The following is a 16,877-nucleotide window of genomic DNA, read 5'->3' as shown; positions in this document are numbered from 1 at the left end:
GACCCCGATGGTCGCCTCCCCATGACGCCAAGCCGTACCCCCGCCTCTGCCGGCCATACCGCCGGCGGAACCGCCAGGTCCGGCCCATACGGAGCAAGGAGTTATATGAAACTGGCCTGGATTCTCTGGCTGTCGCAGTTGTTGCCGCAGCCGGCCGCTGATTCGTTGTGCCTGAGCACGACCGTTTACCTGGAAGCCCGCGACCAGACCGTGCGTGGCCAGCAGGCCGTCGCCGAGGTGGCCCTGCGACGCCGCGACAGCGGCCTGTGGGGTGACTCGATGTGCCAGGTGGTAACCGCGCGCAAGCAGTTCGCTCCGACCATCGTGGCGCCGGGCACCCAGCTGGCCAATGACGCCGCTTGGCGCGAAGCCATGACCGTTGCCTTCGATGCTGAACGCAACTGGGCCCTGCCGGTCAGCGAGCGCAAGGAAATCGTGCCCGGAGCCAGCCACTTCGCGGCGCTGTCCATTGCCAGCCCGAGCTGGCGCAACGCTTACCAGGTCGCGACCATCGGCGACCACACCTTCTACAAGGTGCAGAGCCTCAAGCCGCGGCAGTCGTAACGGACTGTTGTGCCTGTGCATGATTGCCGGGCGCTGCGGGCTCCGCGATAGTGTTGGTCTGTTGCCACCTATCCCGCGCGGAGTTCCCATGAAGCTGTACAGCAAGCCCGGTGCCTGTTCCACCGCCGACCACATCGCTCTGCAATGGACCGGCCAGCCGTTCGAGGTTGAACTGCTGGATCGTGAAACCCTGAAGAGCCCGGCATTCCTGAAGATCAACCCGGTCGGTTCGGTGCCCGCGCTGGTCGACGGCGATTTCGTGCTGACCCAGAATGCGGCGATCATGGGCTATATCGCCGATACCCATCCGCAGGCAGGCCTGGCGGGCGATGGCAGTCCGCGCCAGCGCGCTGAAGCGGCCCGTTGGCTGTCCTTCGTCAATTCCGACCTGCACCCGGCGTTCTCGCCGCTGTTCGCGCCAGGCAAGTTCCTGGCTGATGAAGGGCAGAAGGCAGCACTGGCCGCGGCCGCGCACAAGCGCCTGCGCGGCCTCTTCGAACAGGCCAACGCGCAGCTGGCCGACAAGCCGTGGCTGGCCGGATTCCGCAGCTTCGCCGATCCCTACTTCTATATCACCCTGCGCTGGGCCGCCGCAGCGAAGGTCGACCTGTCCGGCCTGGAGCATCTTGCCGCGTACAAGACGCGCATGGATGCCGATGCAGGCGTTCAGGCCGTACTGAAGGCGGAAGGCCTGGCCTGATCGGTGTCAGCATGGCGCGCGCGGGGTGACCGCCCCGCGTGTCCAGGTCCGCGAGCGGGGCTTTCGGGATGCTTCAGCGGCGTCAGCCGATGAAGCGTAGGGGTTTTCCTTCGCTGTCGCGAAGGCAGGAGCGGCGGATGTCGATCGACAGCATGTCGGAGATCCGCGCCACGCCGGCCACGGGCCTGAGCGCCTGCTGCAGGCGCCCGCACGTGCCCGGCGAGAGCACGCAGATCCGCTGCAGGTCATCGCCGTGCACGCGGTCCTGCTCGCCCGGTTCAAACTTCCAGCGTTTCTGCGGGCCGACGATCTCCAGCGGCAGGCCAGCGCCCAGGCGAACCTCCAGCAGCTCCCGCAGGCGGTCGACCTGCCCCGCGCCGAGCACCAGGGTGGTGGCGCCGGGATCCCCTGCATCCTGCCATTCCAGCATCTCCACCAGCAGCAGACCGGTGGCGGCGCCCTGCGCCTGCGTCCCTGCGGCGATGCGGGCGGCCACGTCGGCATCGGACAGCGCGCAGGCCCGGTCAAGGTCGGTGATCCACAAGGACATGGTCGGTTCCAGCGCCTTCAACACTCCTCCGGTGGACCAGGCCAGGATCGCGCCCTGTTCGCCATCGGTCAGCCCCACCGCCTGCAGGAACTGCAGGCGCCCATTGGGGGTATCGCGCGCCGGCAACTGGGGGTCCTCGACGAAGGCGAGGTGGCGCAGCGCCGTGGTGTGACCGGCGGCGATCGGACCGTTGGCATCCAGATGGTGCCCCGCCTCCAGTACGTTGCCGGTCTGGAACACGTAGCGTGCGAGATTCTGCAGCAGGCTCATCGGCCAGGTAGGCGGGCTGTCCGCCTCGGTGCTGCCTTCCGCAGCGGCCAGGCGGAAGGTCAGCTCGAAGCCGAAACCACTGACGTCGGCGTCGTCGCTTTCCTTGTCGAACAGCTCGGACAGACCATAGCTGACGTAATGCCAGTGGGGGCGACCCTGTCCACTCCAGTACACACTGACCCCATCCAGCGGGTCCTTGCCGCCAAGCGTCCAAGGCAATGCCGTACCGAAGTGTCGCGGCACCTGACCGGGATGGGCGGCGCACAGCGCCTGGCTGATGGCATCCCAGCCGGGGGTGCCGTTGTCATCGTTCATGATGGTGGCAGGCTCGGAAGCGGAGGCGATCTGCACAATGGAACCTGGACGATCCGGGGGGCTCACTTTAGCCCACCCGGGCGTCGGCACGTTGGCCGAAAGGTCTCAGTTCGATCCAACCTTACCCGCATGCGCATCCGCACCATTCACGCGCTAGCCGAGCACGGCGGGCTCGAGCTGTTGCCGCGTTTCCTCCAGCCAGCGGTTGGCCAGTGCGGTGCTGCGTGCCTTGCCGATGGCCGCGACCAGGTCCGGCAGCAGCTGTTCCAGCGCTGCCGCGTCGGTGCAACGCTCTATCTTCAACTGCATGAAATAGCCTTTGAGGCCGAGGTGGCGGCGCACCGATTCACTCATCAAGTCGTAGAGACGTCGGTACAGCTCCGGGTCCTGGCCGCGGCCTTCCGTCAGCGCCCGGGAGCGTGCCGGCGCGGCCGTCCCGCCGACCTTTTCAATCAGGCCCTGTGCCAGCAGTTGTTCCAGCGCGTCGGGCGGCGCACGCAGCCCCGGCAGCAACGCACGCAGTGCATCATCGTCGCGTTGGCCGTCAACCATCAAAAGGATCGATCGCAGCGCGGCAGGCAGCCGCCGTGCGCGATCATCGATTTCCTGACGGCCAGCGGCCGTCTTGGCGTGCAGCAGTGCCATGTGTGTTCCCCCCCTGTCTGGACTCCCATTACCACCGGCTGCGGCAACCCCGCCTGTTTCCCCCAGGCGGGGTGCTGTGTGGCAGCGCGATGACAGGCCGAGCTTAGCGCAGTCGCCGCACCGGCGGAGCTGCAGTGCAGCACGTCCGCATGCGGGCGACCGGGGCCACCCCGGCACCGGCCCCGCCGCACTGCTCAGCCTCCCAGCGCGCGCCGGATCTCATCAAGTGCCGCCGGATCATCCAGGGTCGACAGATCGCCCGGATCGCGCTGCTCGGCCAACGCCTGCAGCGAACGCCGCAACAGCTTGCCGGAGCGGGTTTTCGGCAACGCATTGACCACGTGGATGTGCGCCGGCCGGGCGACCGCCCCCAGCGAGGCGGTCACCGCCGCCATCATTTCCGCCACCACCGGGGCCGGGTCTTCGCCGTTGAGGCCCTGCTTGAGGGTCACGAACACCAGCGGCACCTGCCCCTTCAGTTCGTCCTTGACCCCGATCACCGCTGCTTCGGCCACACGCGGATGACCGGAAATGGCCTCTTCGATCTCGCGCGTGCCCAACCGATGCCCGGCCACGTTGATCACATCGTCGGTGCGGCCGAGGATGAACGTGTAGCCATCCTCGTCGCGGATGGCCCAGTCCAGCGAGCTGTAGAGCAGTTCCTTGAAGTGGCTGAAGTAGCTCTGCAGGAAGCGCGCATCGTCGTTCCATACGGTGCTCATGCAGCCCGGCGGCAGCGGCGGGGTCATCACCAGCACGCCCTTCTGCCCGGGCGCGACCTCCCCCCCGGTGTTCTCATCGATCACCTTCATCCGGTAACCCAGGTTGGGGAAGCCGGGAGAGCCGAAGCGCACCGGTTTCATGTCCAGTCCCGGCAGCAGGGTGAGTGCCGGCCAACCGGTTTCGGTCTGCCAGTAGTTGTCGATGATCGGCTTGCCCAGCGCTTCGTTGGCCCAGTGTGCGGTGGGCTCGTCCAGCGGTTCACCGGCCAGGAAAATGTACTTCAGCGCCTTCAGGTCATGCCGGCGGATGAAGTCGACATCGTGCTTTTTCAGCACGCGGATCGCGGTCGGCGAAGAGAACAGGGTGCGCACGTTGTACTGCTCGCACAGCGCCCACCAGATGCCCGGATCCGGGTGGGTCGGCAGGCCTTCGTACAACAGCGACGTGCAGCCGCCGATCAGCGGCCCATACACGTTGTAGGAGTGCCCCACCGCCCAGCCGACATCGGAGGTGGAGAACATCACCTGGCCCGGCTGGCAATCGAACACGGTCTGCATCGACTGGGCCATCGCCACCGCATAGCCACCGACATCGCGCTGCACGCCTTTCGGCTTGCCGGTGGTGCCGGAGGTATACAGCAGGTAGCTCGGTTCGCTGGATTCCAGCCACTGGACGGGCACATCGACTTCGCCGACTTCGGCACGCAGGGAGGCGTAGTCCAGATCGCGCCCGGCCTGGCGCGGTTCAGCCGGGTCCAGCCCGCGCGACACGATCAGTACGTGCGGCGGTGGATTCTGCGCCTCGGCGCAGGCCGCATCGACCATGCCCTTGTAGGGAATGAGCTTGCCACCGCGCATGCCGGCGTCGGCGGCGATCAACAGCTTCGGCTGCGCGTCATCGATGCGCAGGGCCAGGTTGTGGGCTGCAAAGCCGCCGAACACCACTGAGTGCACGGCGCCGATCCGGGCGCAGGCCAGCATGGCGAACACCGCCTCGGCCATGTTCGGCATGTAGATGACCACGCGATCCCCGTGACCGACCTCCAGCCGCTTCAGCACGGCGGCGAAGTCGTTCACTTCGCGGTACAGCTGGCGATAGGTGATTTCGCGCGTGGTACCGGTTTCGGTGGACACCGCCACCAGTGCAAGCTGGTCGGGGCGTTCGGCCAGGTGACGGTCGACGGCGTTGTAGCAGAGGTTGGTTTCCCCGCCGACGTACCACCGCCGGAACGGCGGATTGCTGTAGTCCAGCACCTGCTGTGGCTTCTTGTGCCAATAGATGCGATTGGCTTCTTCGCCCCAGAACTCCTCCGGCTCGTCGATCGAACGGCGGTAGGTTTCTTCGTAGTCCATGACACAGCCCTCCCAGACAAAGTCATGGCATCGAGCATAGAGCGCCAGCCGCGGCGCGAACGCCCCGACCTTGGTCGTAGGTCAACGTCAACGTCAACGTCAAAAGCCCTGCAGGGCTGTGGGTTGGGCGGGGCGGGGTGGGTTGGCGGGAATCGCCGTGAATACGTCCCTGTAGGCTCGCCATCCGCATCCATGCGGATGAGCGTTCCCGCCAACCCACCCCGCCCCACCTTCGACAGGTCCATGGGGGCCATGGGACATGCGGGTATCGGTAGCGCCGACCCATGGTCGGCGGAATGTTCCCGCCAACGGCCCGCTGCGCTCGCCGAGCATGGCTCGGCGCTACAGGTCACGTCGGCGCGTCGGGTGGAGGGAGCCCCTGAGTCAGGGGCGGCCGCGAAGCGGCGGGGTGTGGGTGTTGGTGAGGAGGGGCCCACGCTTTGCTGCGCAAACCGTGGGAGCGGCAGCGCGAATGCGATGACGTGTCCCCGTCACCGCCCGGCCCACCCCCAGCTGCAGCGCGAGAGCAGCCACCCGCGAGGGGGGTCTCACACGTTCGCCACCCCACCACCAGGCGAAAAAAAACGCCAGGACTAGCCCGGCGTTTCTTCGAACCAACTGAAACGGTTAATCAGCCCAGCAGGTGCGCCACGGCCGCACGCTCGTCTTCCAGCTCCGCCAGGGTCTTGTCGATGTACTTCTGGCTGAACTCGTCGATCGGCAGGTCCTTGACCAGGGTGTACTCGCCATTCTCGGTGGTGACCGGGAAGCCGAAGATCACACCTTCCGGAATGCCGTAGGAACCGTCGGACGGCACGCCCATGGTCAGCCACTTGCCGTTGCTGCCCAGCACCCAGTCACGGATGTGGTCGATGGCGGCGTTGGCAGCCGACGCGGCCGAGGACGAACCGCGGGCTTCGATGATCGCCGCGCCGCGCTTGCCCACGGTCGGGATGAAGGTGCCGGCATTCCAGTCCTGGTCGTTGATGGCCTCGGCGATGGACGCGCCATCAGCGGTGGCGAAGCGGTAATCCGGGTACATGGTCGGGCTGTGGTTGCCCCACACGACCAGCTTTTCCATGCCGGCGACAGGCTTGCCCAGCTTGGTCGAAAGCTGGCTCAGCGCGCGGTTGTGGTCCAGGCGCAGCATGGCGGTGAAGTTGCGCGGGTTCAGGTCCGGCGCCGACTTCATCGCGATGTAGGCATTGGTGTTGGCCGGATTGCCGACCACCAGCACCTTGACGTCACGCTTGGCGACCTTGTTCAGTGCCGCGCCCTGGGCGGTGAAGATCTCCGCATTGGCCTGCAGCAGGTCGGCGCGCTCCATGCCCGGGCCGCGCGGACGGGCGCCGACCAGCAGGGCCACGTCGACGTCCTTGAAGGCCACTTCGGCGTTGTCGGTACCGACGATGCCGGCCAGCAGCGGGAAGGCGCAGTCTTCCAGTTCCATGATCACGCCCTTCAGCGCGGCCTGGGCCTTTTCCATCGGCAGCTCAAGCAGCTGCAGGATGACCGGCTGGTCCTTGCCGAGCATTTCGCCAGAGGCGATGCGGAACAGCAGGGCATAGCCGATCTGGCCGGCAGCGCCGGTCACGGCAACACGAACGGGTGCTTTCATGGGGATTTCCTCTGCTAAGAAGCTAAATAGCGATATGGGGGACGGCCGCGCGGGCGGAGACAGGCCTGGCGGGGCGGCCGGAACATGAAAACGGCCCCCTTCACAGGGGGCCGTCCGGAGCGAATCAGGCGTTGGGAATCAGCTTGTTCCATTCCGCCACGCGCTCGGCCTGGGCGGCCAGCACAGCGTCGGTGTCGCCTTCCAGGGTGATCGAATGGATCACGTCGCCCTGCTTGACCGAATCCACGATGGCCTGGCCTTCCAGGACCTGGCCGAACACGGTGTGCTTGCCGTCCAGCCAGTCGGTCTTGATGTGGGTGATGAAGAACTGGCTGCCATTGGTGTTCGGGCCGGCGTTGGCCATCGACAGCGAACCCACCTGGTGCTTTACACCATTCTTTTCGTCTTCGAACTTGTAACCCGGGCCGCCGGTGCCCTGGCCCTTGGGGCAGCCGCCCTGGATCATGAAGTCCGGAATCACGCGGTGGAACACCAGGCCGTCGTAGAACTTGTGCTGGACGAGGTTCACGAAGTTGGCCACGGTCAGCGGTGCCTTGTCGGCGAACAGCTCGACCTTGATCGGGCCCTGGGTGGTGTCGAAAGTGGCGATCAGGGACATGCGGATCCTCAGGATTTCGGGTTGGAAAGGTCTAGCTCCCTAGTTTACACCCGTGATGTTCAGGGCGCGGGTACGACGATCGTTGAAGGTTCTGCAGCGGTTCTGTCTTGTGCGGCGGCGGCGACGGGGTATCCGCTGCGGGACCCGCCGCAAGTACGTCCCTGTAGGCTTGTTTACGCCCATCCATGGGCTCCAACAGTCCCGCAGCGGACACCCCGCCGCCTCTGGACAGATGGCCGCTGCTGTGGGGGAAGGAAGAGCAAGGGCAAAGGCGGTCGACCGCGGCGGGCTGCTGCCGCCGGGCACGGGGACTCGCAGGCGGGGTCGGGGCAGGCCACACAGGATTCTGTGAGGCAGGAGCCGAACTGAAGCCCCCATGGAGGGGTTCACGGCGTGTCCTGTGTGGCCTGCAGCGACCCCGGCCCACCGTGGAAACGAAGGCGCTGCGCTTCCACCTGAATGGGCGTCTGCCCACGCCTGAAACAAGGTTTTCGCGAAACGGCAAGATCGCGGTATGATGATGGACTTCTTTTTCCAAATCCGGCGCCGACTGGCCCCCTTTCGCATGTCCATCGAAAATCTTCGCAACATCGCCATCGTCGCGCACGTCGACCATGGTAAGACCACCCTGGTCGATCAGCTGCTGAAGCAGTCCGGCACCCTGTCCGAACGCACCGTCCTCGCCGAGCGCGTGATGGACAGCAACGATCAGGAAAAGGAACGCGGCATCACCATCCTGGCCAAGAACACGGCCATCACCTGGGAAGACAAGAAGACCGGTATCAAGAACCGGATCAACATTGTCGACACCCCCGGACACGCCGACTTCGGCGGCGAAGTGGAGCGCGTGCTGTCGATGGTCGACACCGTGCTGATCCTCGTCGATGCGATGGACGGCCCGATGCCGCAGACCCGCTTCGTGACCCAGAAAGCCTTCGCGATGGGCTTCAAGCCGATCGTGGTGGTCAACAAGGTCGACCGTCCGGGCTCGCGTCCGGACTGGGTGATCGACCAGGTCTTCGACCTGTTCGACAAGCTCGGCGCTACCAATGAGCAGCTCGATTTCCCGATCGTCTACGCTTCGGCCCTGAACGGCTATGCGGGCCTGGAAGACAGCGTGCGCGACGGCGACATGACCCCGCTGTACGAAGCCATCATGCAGCACGCGCCGAAGCCGGAAGTGGATCCGGACGGCCCGTTCCAGATGCGCATCAGCCAGCTGGACTACAACAACTTCGTGGGCGTGATCGGCATCGGCCGCATCCAGCGCGGCACCCTGAAGAAGAACATGCAGGTCGCGGTGATCGACCGTGAAGGCAAGAAGCGCAACGGCAAGGTTGCCCAGGTGCTGGGCTTCCTGGGTCTGGAGCGCATCGAGCAGGACACCGCCGAAGCCGGCGATATCGTCGCCATCTCCGGCATCGCCGAGCTGACCATCTCCGACACCCTGTGCCATCCGGATACCCCGGAAGCGCTGCCGGCGCTGACCGTCGATGAACCGACGATCTCGATGACCTTCCAGGTCAACAATTCGCCGTTCGCCGGCAACAAGGACCTGTCCGGTGGCAAGTTCCTGACCAGCCGCCAGATCAAGGACCGCCTGGACCGCGAACAGGTCCACAACGTGGCCCTGAAGGTGGAGCAGCTGGAAGACGCGGACAAGTTCCTGGTCTCCGGCCGTGGCGAGCTGCACCTGTCGGTGCTGATCGAGAACATGCGTCGCGAAGGCTACGAGCTGGCCGTGTCGCGCCCGGAAGTGATCATCAAGCAGATCGACGGCCAGGCCATGGAGCCGATCGAACAGCTGGTGGTGGACATCGAAGAACAGCACCAGGGCGGCGTCATGGAAAAGCTGGGCACCCGCAAGGGCCAGCTGAAGAACATGGAGCCGGACGGCAAGGGCCGCGTGCGCCTGGAATACCAGATCCCGGCGCGTGGCCTGATCGGCTTCCAGAACGAGTTCAAGACCCTGACCCAGGGCTCGGGCCTGCTGTTCCACGTCTTCGACCATTACGGTCCGAAGGAACAGGGCAGCATCGCCAAGCGCCAGAACGGCGTGATGATCGCCAATGCGCCGGGCGCCACCCCCGCCTACTCGCTCGGACCGCTGCAGGAACGCGGCAAGCTGTTCGCTGCTGAGGGCGACAACGTGTACGAAGGCCAGCTGATCGGTATCCATTCCAAGGACAACGACCTGACCGTCAACGCGATCAAGACGAAGCCGCTGACCAACATGCGCGCTTCCGGCAAGGACGATGCGATCCAGCTGACCCCGGCGATCAAGTACTCGCTGGAGCAGGCCCTGGACTTCATCGAAGACGACGAGCTGGTCGAGATCACGCCGAAGGAAATCCGCCTGCGCAAGAAGGGGCTGACCGAAAGCGATCGCAAGAAGGCCTCGCGCGGCGGCTGAGCCGACCTGTGAGCCAGACCGCTTACAACCCGGATCCGAAACGGCATCCGGGGCTGCATGTCATCGCCTTGCTCGAAACGGGCAAGGCGGTGCTTGCACTGCTGGCGGCGACCGGGCTGGAACTGCTCGGTCCGCAGCCACTGCGCGATGGAATCAGTGCCCTGATCCGGCGTTTCAGCCTGGACCCGGATCACGGCGCCCTGCCCTCGCTGCTCACCATGATCAGTCCCGATGCAGTGCATCTGGCGGCGGCGGCGATGCTCGCCTACGCGGTGCTGCACCTGGTGGAAGCCTGGGGTCTGTGGCGCGCCAAGGCCTGGGCGTCGTGGCTGGGCTGCGTGTCAGCCGGCATCTACCTGCCCTTCGATGTGTACGCTATTGCCCGCCATCCCGGCTGGGCCTCCTGGACCGTGCTGGTGATCAACCTGCTGGTGGTCTACGTGCTCGCACGCGACATCCTAAAGCGCAAACCCTGACGACCCCGCGATACACTGGGCCGGTGACCAAGCCGCCCCTCATGCGCATCGTCCCGAAGCTGCACCCCTGTTTCCGCCTGTCCAGCGTGCTCGCCGCGCTGCTGTTGGCGTGCCCGGGCGGCCTGTCGGCGGCACCACCACGCGCGCCCACGGCGCATCCTGCTGCGGCAGCCGCGGCGCCTTTCGCCTATGCCGAAGCCGAAGTCGCCGACCTGCAGGCACGCATGCTGGCCGGGGAGCTGACCAGCCGCACCCTCACCCGTGCCTATCTGGAGCGGATCGCCGCGCTGGACCGTGCGGGGCCGCGCCTGCGCGCGGTCATCGAGCTCAACCCGGATGCGCTGAAGGACGCCGCCCAACGCGACCAGGAGCGCCGCAGCGGCCGCCTGCGCGGCCCCCTCCATGGCATCCCGGTGCTGCTCAAGGACAACATCAACGCCGCGCCCATGAGCACCACGGCCGGTTCGCTGGCATTGGCCGGTTTCCGGCCGGACGATGCCTTCCTGGTTCGGCGCCTGCGCGAAGCCGGCGCGGTGATCCTCGGCAAAGCCAACCTCAGTGAATGGGCCAACTATCGCGGCGCGGACTCCACCTCCGGCTGGAGCGCGCGCGGCGGCCAGACCCGCAACCCGTATCGACCCGGCTACAGCCCCTGCGGCTCCAGCAGTGGCAGCGCGGTGGCGGTGTCGGCGAACCTGACCGCGGTCTCGATCGGGACCGAAACCGATGGCAGCATCGTCTGCCCGGCCGCCGTCAACGGCGTGGTCGGGCTGAAGCCCACGGTGGGGCTGGTCAGCCGCGACGGCATCATCCCGATCTCCTTCAGCCAGGACACGCCCGGCCCGATCACCCGCACCGTGGCCGATGCCGCCGCGGTGCTGACTGCCATCGCCGGACGCGATGACGCCGACCCGGCCACGGCGACGATGCCGGGACGTGCGGTGTACGACTACACCGCGCGGCTGAACCCCGATGGCCTGCGCGGCGCGCGGATCGGCGTGCTGGACAGCCCACTGACCCTGCGCCCCGGCATCGACACGCTGATGCAGCACGCCCTGGACGAACTGCGCCGGGCCGGCGCCACCGTGGTGAGGGTGCCGGCGCTGGACGAACGCCAGTGGGCCGACGCCGAGCAGACCATGCTGCGTTTCGAGTTCAAGGCCGGCCTGGAACGCTACCTGCGTCGCTGGAAGGCGCCGCTGCGCACGCTGCCGCAGGTCATCGCCTTCAATACGGAACACGCCGCCCAGGAACTGCCGCTGTTCGGCCAGGAACTGCTGGAAGCGTCGGCGCAGGCCGGCACGCTGGGCGATGCAGGCTACATCCAGGCGCGCACCCAAGCGCGCCGGATGGCCGGTGAGCAGGGCATCGATGCTTTGCTGCGCGCACACCAGCTGGACGCGCTGGTAGCGCCGACCACCGGTACCGCATGGCCGATCACCCGCAGCGGCGGCGATGCCTTTCCCGGCGGCAGTTACAGCGCCGCCGCTGTTGCCGGCTATCCCAGCCTGAGCGTGCCGATGGGCCATGTGGATGGCCTGCCGGTGGGGCTGCTGTTCATGGGCACCGCCTGGACCGAACCGCGCCTGATCGAGCTGGGCTACGCCTACGAACAGCGGACCATGGCGCGCCGCCCACCGCCGTTGTAGCCGCTGCAGGTCGGCTGGATCGTCGACATGCCGCCGAGCATGGCTCGGCGCTACCGGGCTGACGCCGCCGTCGCGTCGCGGCGCTAACCCACTGCGGGCTCGCCATCTTCCGCACCGGGAGAACGGACATCCGCTTCGGGCGCCGCCGCCACGCGGTGACGCGGCATGTCGGCGCCCTCTTCCATTTGCGCGCGCAGCCGCGGCAGCGCCTGCGGATGCTCACGCGCCAGGAAATCCAGCATGCGTTCACGCACCAGGCAGCGCAGGTCGAAGGCGTCGCCGGAGTTGCGCGCACTGACCAGCAGGCGCACCTGCAGGGTGTGTTCGGTGGTCTCGGTGACCTGGGTGACGCAGACCCGTCCATCCCATAGCGGGGCGTCCTTGCAGATGCGCTCAAGCTCTGCCCGTATCGCGGGAATCGGCGCGCGGTAGTCCAGCCACAGGAAGGCCGTTCCCAGCAGATCGGCGCTGCGCCGGGTCCAGTTCTGGAAGGGATTTTCGATGAACCAGGTCAGCGGCACCACCATCCGTCGTTCGTCCCAGATGCGGACCACGACGTAACTGCTGCCGATCTCCTCGATCCGCCCCCACTCCCCTTCCACGATGACCACGTCATCCAGCCGGATCGGCTGGGTCACCGCGATCTGCATGCCGGCGATCAGGTTGCCGAACACCGGCTTGGCGGCAATACCGGCAACCAGGCCGATGAGGCCTGCCGAAGCCAGCAGCGCCGAGCCGATCTTGGCCACCATCTCGAACTGCAGCAGCACCAGCGAGGCACCCAGGATGATGATGCCACCCATCAGCACGCGGCTGAGGACGCGGGTCTGGGTCTGGATGCGACGGGCTTCGAGGTTGTCGGCGACTTCGATGGGGTGGTTGCGCAGGATGGCTTTTTCACCGGCAGCGACCGCGCGCACCAGCAGCCAGATGAAGCAGGCGGTCAAGCCGATGTGTGCGACGCGCTGTGCCTGTTCCAGCCAGCCACCGCGCAGGGGCGTGGCTTCCAGCGCGGGGACCATCAGGAACAGCGGGAAGGCCAGCGCCAGCGGCGGACCCAGCATCCGGCCGATACGTGCACGCCGCCGGTCCCTGCCGGCCAGGCGACGATACAGCGCCAGGATGACCCACGCCCCCAGCGCCCCGACCGCCAGTGCAATGCCCAGCGGTACCACGTAAGCCTGCACCTGTTGCCACTGCATCACCCTTGCACCTCCACGACCACGCGAAAGGATCAGCGTGTCGCAAAGGCCATGATCGCGGTGTCAGCCGTTCGTAAACAGCGGGTCAGAGTCAGAGGTCAGAGTCAGCCTGCCTGCTTGCGCACGATCGCCATCGCGATTTCCAGCGACTGCTCGTAGTTCAGCCGCGGATCCACGCTGGAGCGATAGGCACGTTCCAGGTCGCGTTCGGTGAGCTCGCGCGCGCCGCCGGTGCACTCGGTCACATCCTCACCGGTCATCTCCAGGTGGACGCCACCCAATCGGGTGCCCGCTGCGGCATGCAGGTCGAAGGACAGCTCCACCTCACCGCGGATGTTGTCGAAGCGACGCGTCTTGTAGCCGTTGCCGGTGCTTTCGGTGTTGCCATGCATCGCATCGCAGACCCACAGCACGCGACGCCCGTCGCGCTTCACCGCATCCAGCAGCGGTGGCAGCTTGTCCGCGATCTGCGCTGCGCCCATGCGGTGGATGAAGCTCAGGCGGCCCGGCTCGTCATCCGGGTTCAGCACGTCGATCAGGCGCAGCAACTGGTCCGGCTGCACCGACGGCCCGACCTTGATCGCGATCGGATTGCGCACGCCACGCAGGTATTCCACGTGGGCGCCATCCAGCGCCGCCGTGCGCATGCCGATCCACGGGTAGTGCGTGCTCAGGTTCAGCCAGCCCTGCTGGCGTGGCACCTGCCGCGTCAGGCCCTGCTCGTAGGGCAGCAGCAGCGCTTCATGCGAGGTGTAGAAGTCGACCCGCTTGAGGTTGTGCACGCGCGAGCCGGAAATGGTCTCCATGAAGCCGATCGAATCCTCGATCGAGGTCACCATCTTCTGGTACTCGACGGCCAGCGGCGAATGCCGCACCCACTCCAGGTTCCAGTATTCCGGGTGATGCAGGTCGGCGAAGCCGCCGTCGATGAGCGCGCGCACGAAGTTCATCGTCATCGCCGAATGGGCATGCGCCTGCAGCATCCGACGCGGATCCGGCAGGCGTGCCGCTTCGGTGAAGGCTGGCGCGTTGATCACATCGCCGCGGTAGCTCGGCAGGGTCACCCCGTCGCGCGTTTCGGTATCGGCAGAACGCGGCTTGGCGTACTGGCCGGCGAAGCGCCCGACCCGGATAACCGGCTTGCGCAGACCGTGCACCAGCACCAGGCTCATCTGCAGCAGCACCTTGAGCCGATTGGAGATCATGCCCGACTCGCAGTCGCTGAAGTTCTCCGCGCAGTCACCGCCCTGCAGCAGGAAACGGCGCCCTTCCTGGGCGTCGGCCAACTGCTGCTTCAGTGCGACGATCTCCCACGAGGTCACCAGCGGCGGCAGCCGCTTCAGCTCATGCAGCGCGGCATCCAGCGCCACCGGATCCGGGTAGGTGGGCATCTGCAGCGCGGTCTTGCCGCGCCAGCTGTCCGGTGACCAGTCGACGGTGGGCAGGGAATCAACGGACGACATGGCGAACTCCAGAACGTTCAGGGTAGCGCCGAGCCATGCTCGGCGGGACAACTACAGCAGGCACGCTCAGCGCGTGCGACGGAACGATACCAGCAACGCCCAGCCCGCCAGCAGGGCGAACCACGCCAGCGACCACATCGGCATCGTCAGCCCGAGGAAGGTCCAGTCGATGTTGCCGCAGTTGCCGGTGCCGGTCAGCACCGTGCGGAACACTTCGAAGGGCCCCATGGTTTCGCTGAGGAAGGCCAGCGGCGGGCCGCAGGTGGCGCCGAACTCCGGCGGGATCATCTGCACGTACACGTGCCGTGCCGCGATGCCGATCCCCACGCCTGCGGCAATGAAGGCCAGCATCCCGTAGGTGACCCGGCCGGGGCGGTTGGACGGCCCGTGCAGTGCACCTATCAGGAACAGCAGGCCCAGCGCGGCGAAGGCGATGCGCTGGAAAATACACAACGGGCACGGCTCCAGCCCCATCTGCAACTGCAGGAAGATGGCGTAGCCGAGCAGACCGGCACAGATCAGGAAACCCAGCAGGTACTGGGCGCGGAACGGCCAACGGAACGGATTCATGGGGCGACTCTAGCCAGGCAGGTGCCAAGGGTAACCGACCGGCGCCGCCGTTCGAACCGCTGCGCGCCGCGCCGGTCGGAATATCGCCGCCTGCCAACGCAAAAGCCCGGCGCGAGGCCGGGCTTCTGACAGTACAGCAGGAAACGGTCCGATTACTCGGCCACTTCCTCGGCAACGGCGGCCGGACGGTCGACCAGCTCGACGTAGGCCATCGGCGCATTGTCGCCGGCGCGGAAACCGCACTTCAGCAGACGCAGGTAGCCACCCGGACGCGACGCGTAACGCGGGCCGAGGATGGTGAACAGGTTGCCGACGGCTTCGTTGTCACGCAGGCGGGCGAAGGCCAGACGACGGTTGGCGACGGAGTCGACCTTGGCCAGGGTGATCAGCGGCTCGGCGACGCGGCGCAGTTCCTTGGCCTTCGGCAGGGTGGTCTTGATCAGCTCGTGCTTGAACAGCGAGGCGGCCATGTTCTTGAACATCGCTTCGCGGTGGGCGCTGGTGCGGCTGAACTTACGGCCGGATTTCTGGTGACGCATGGTGGTGATTCCTTTGCAAGATTGAGGCTTTGGGGATCGTTGTCGCCGTCATGGCGCTGAATTCGGACTGCGGATGGTCCTGGCCGCCCGTCCTGGTCGGCCTGTCCGCGGACGTTTCGTCCGTCGGTTTGTGCGAAGGCCCCACCGTCGCCGGTGGAGCCTTTCGCGGTATTGCAGAAGCAGGTATCAGCCCAGCATGCCGTGGCTGGCGACACCGGCCGGCGGCCAGTTCTCCAGCTTCATGCCGAGTGACAGGCCACGCTGGGCCAGCACTTCCTTGATCTCGGTGAGCGACTTCTTGCCCAGGTTCGGGGTCTTCAGCAGCTCCACTTCGGTCTTCTGGATCAGATCGCCGATGTAATAGATGCTTTCCGCCTTCAGGCAGTTGGCCGAACGCACGGTCAGCTCCAGGTCGTCGATCGGGCGCAGCAGCACCGGATCCACGCCGTTGTTGGCCGGCTTGGCTGCACCGCGGTCGCGGTGGGTGAAGTCACCGAACACCGACAGCTGGTCGCTGAGGATGTCGGCGGCAGTGCGCACGGCTTCCTCGGCGTCGATGGTGCCGTTGGTCTCGATATCGATGACCAGCTTGTCCAGGTCGGTACGCTGTTCGACACGTGCCGCTTCCACGGCATAGGCGACGCGGCGGACCGGCGAGAACGAGGCATCCAGGACCAGGCGGCCGATGGCACGGGTTTCTTCGTCCGGACGACGACGCGCGGCAGCCGGCTGGTAGCCGAAACCACGTTCGATCTTCAGACGCATGTTGACTGCCGTATCCTTGGTCAGGTTGCAGATCACGTGGTCGCCGTTGAGGACCTCCACGTTGTGATCGACCTTGATGTCGGCAGCGGTAACGACGCCCGGACCCTGCTTGGACAGGGACAGGGTGGCGCTGTCGCCGGTATGCATACGGATGGCCACGTCCTTCAGGTTGAGCAGGACTTCAAGCACGTCCTCCTGCAGACCTTCGACCGTGGTGTACTCATGCAACACGCCGTCGATTTCGACTTCCGTGATCGCGAAGCCCGGGATGGACGACAGCAGGACGCGACGCAGGGCGTTGCCCAGCGTGTGCCCATAACCACGCTCCAAGGGTTCGATAACGACCTTGGCGCGTGTGTCGGTAAGGCGTTCGATCTGCGGGCCACGAGGACGCAGAACCTGGTTGGCGGTAACCGTCATGTTGCGGGTTCTCCTAGTGAACCC

Annotated in this window: 15 protein-coding genes; 5 read left to right on the top strand and 10 right to left on the bottom strand. The window is 66.2% G+C overall.

The features are described from left to right. Positions 1 to 105 precede the first annotated feature (105 nt). Positions 106 to 564, top strand: a complete 459-nt coding sequence (locus IFT63_RS13190; protein ID WP_042615053.1) for a cell wall hydrolase — start codon at positions 106 to 108, stop codon at positions 562 to 564. Positions 565 to 652: 88 nt separating this feature from the next. After that, positions 653 to 1,264, top strand: a complete 612-nt coding sequence (locus IFT63_RS13185) for a glutathione S-transferase N-terminal domain-containing protein (protein ID WP_042615052.1) — start codon at positions 653 to 655, stop codon at positions 1,262 to 1,264. Positions 1,265 to 1,346: 82 nt separating this feature from the next. On the opposite strand, the gene IFT63_RS13180 is transcribed toward IFT63_RS13185, so the two are convergent. From IFT63_RS13180 to IFT63_RS13160, 5 genes are all read right to left on the bottom strand, one after another. After that, complete coding sequence (locus tag IFT63_RS13180; RefSeq protein ID WP_192084524.1) at positions 1,347 to 2,399, bottom strand: suppressor of fused domain protein; 1,053 nt, start codon at positions 2,397 to 2,399, stop codon at positions 1,347 to 1,349. 153 nt (positions 2,400 to 2,552) lie between these two features. Then, on the bottom strand, positions 2,553 to 3,044 hold the full coding sequence (locus tag IFT63_RS13175) for a hypothetical protein (protein WP_192084522.1): 492 nt from the start codon (positions 3,042 to 3,044) through the stop codon (positions 2,553 to 2,555). Positions 3,045 to 3,238: 194 nt separating this feature from the next. After that, on the bottom strand, positions 3,239 to 5,119 hold the full coding sequence (prpE, locus tag IFT63_RS13170; RefSeq protein ID WP_192084520.1) for a propionate--CoA ligase: 1,881 nt from the start codon (positions 5,117 to 5,119) through the stop codon (positions 3,239 to 3,241). Positions 5,120 to 5,750: 631 nt separating this feature from the next. Next, positions 5,751 to 6,737: a malate dehydrogenase gene (locus IFT63_RS13165; RefSeq protein WP_042614202.1), complete on the bottom strand. Its 987-nt coding sequence runs from the start codon at positions 6,735 to 6,737 to the stop codon at positions 5,751 to 5,753. Positions 6,738 to 6,861: 124 nt separating this feature from the next. Next, complete coding sequence (locus tag IFT63_RS13160; protein ID WP_191771607.1) at positions 6,862 to 7,356, bottom strand: peptidylprolyl isomerase; 495 nt, start codon at positions 7,354 to 7,356, stop codon at positions 6,862 to 6,864. A gap of 565 nt (positions 7,357 to 7,921) precedes the next feature. Here IFT63_RS13160 and typA point away from each other — a divergent pair. Genes typA through IFT63_RS13145 form a run of 3 tightly spaced genes read left to right on the top strand, consistent with a single transcriptional unit; the run spans position 7,922 to position 11,894 of the window. After that, entirely contained in the window at positions 7,922 to 9,769 is a 1,848-nt protein-coding gene (gene typA, locus IFT63_RS13155; protein ID WP_042614231.1) for a translational GTPase TypA, read from the top strand. An 8-nt stretch (positions 9,770 to 9,777) separates the two neighbouring features. Beyond that, positions 9,778 to 10,245 carry a DUF2127 domain-containing protein gene (locus IFT63_RS13150; RefSeq protein ID WP_192084518.1) on the top strand — a complete coding sequence of 156 codons (468 nt, stop codon included), beginning with the start codon at positions 9,778 to 9,780 and terminating at the stop codon, positions 10,243 to 10,245. A gap of 41 nt (positions 10,246 to 10,286) precedes the next feature. Next, positions 10,287 to 11,894, top strand: a complete 1,608-nt coding sequence (locus tag IFT63_RS13145; protein ID WP_192084516.1) for an amidase — start codon at positions 10,287 to 10,289, stop codon at positions 11,892 to 11,894. Between the two features lie 83 nt (positions 11,895 to 11,977). Here IFT63_RS13145 and IFT63_RS13140 read toward each other — a convergent pair whose 3' ends face one another. From IFT63_RS13140 to rpoA, 5 genes are all read right to left on the bottom strand, one after another. Then, on the bottom strand, positions 11,978 to 13,096 hold the full coding sequence (locus tag IFT63_RS13140; protein WP_101098579.1) for a mechanosensitive ion channel domain-containing protein: 1,119 nt from the start codon (positions 13,094 to 13,096) through the stop codon (positions 11,978 to 11,980). A gap of 104 nt (positions 13,097 to 13,200) precedes the next feature. Further along, positions 13,201 to 14,559, bottom strand: a complete 1,359-nt coding sequence (locus tag IFT63_RS13135; RefSeq protein WP_192084514.1) for a 3-deoxy-7-phosphoheptulonate synthase class II — start codon at positions 14,557 to 14,559, stop codon at positions 13,201 to 13,203. A gap of 66 nt (positions 14,560 to 14,625) precedes the next feature. Beyond that, positions 14,626 to 15,129, bottom strand: coding sequence for a disulfide bond formation protein B (locus IFT63_RS13130; RefSeq protein WP_192084511.1), 504 nt, complete (start codon positions 15,127 to 15,129; stop codon positions 14,626 to 14,628). A gap of 152 nt (positions 15,130 to 15,281) precedes the next feature. Further along, on the bottom strand, positions 15,282 to 15,668 hold the full coding sequence (rplQ, locus tag IFT63_RS13125) for a 50S ribosomal protein L17 (protein ID WP_042614208.1): 387 nt from the start codon (positions 15,666 to 15,668) through the stop codon (positions 15,282 to 15,284). A gap of 186 nt (positions 15,669 to 15,854) precedes the next feature. Then, positions 15,855 to 16,853: a DNA-directed RNA polymerase subunit alpha gene (gene rpoA / locus IFT63_RS13120; RefSeq protein WP_042614209.1), complete on the bottom strand. Its 999-nt coding sequence runs from the start codon at positions 16,851 to 16,853 to the stop codon at positions 15,855 to 15,857. Positions 16,854 to 16,877: the final 24 nt, after the last annotated feature.

Origin of the sequence: Stenotrophomonas sp. CFBP 13724 (assembly GCF_014841975.1) — a bacterium.
GTDB lineage: Bacteria > Pseudomonadota > Gammaproteobacteria > Xanthomonadales > Xanthomonadaceae > Stenotrophomonas > Stenotrophomonas lacuserhaii.
The sequence above is the reverse complement of the archived record's forward strand: the minus strand, read 5'-3'. Positions and strand labels throughout refer to the sequence as shown.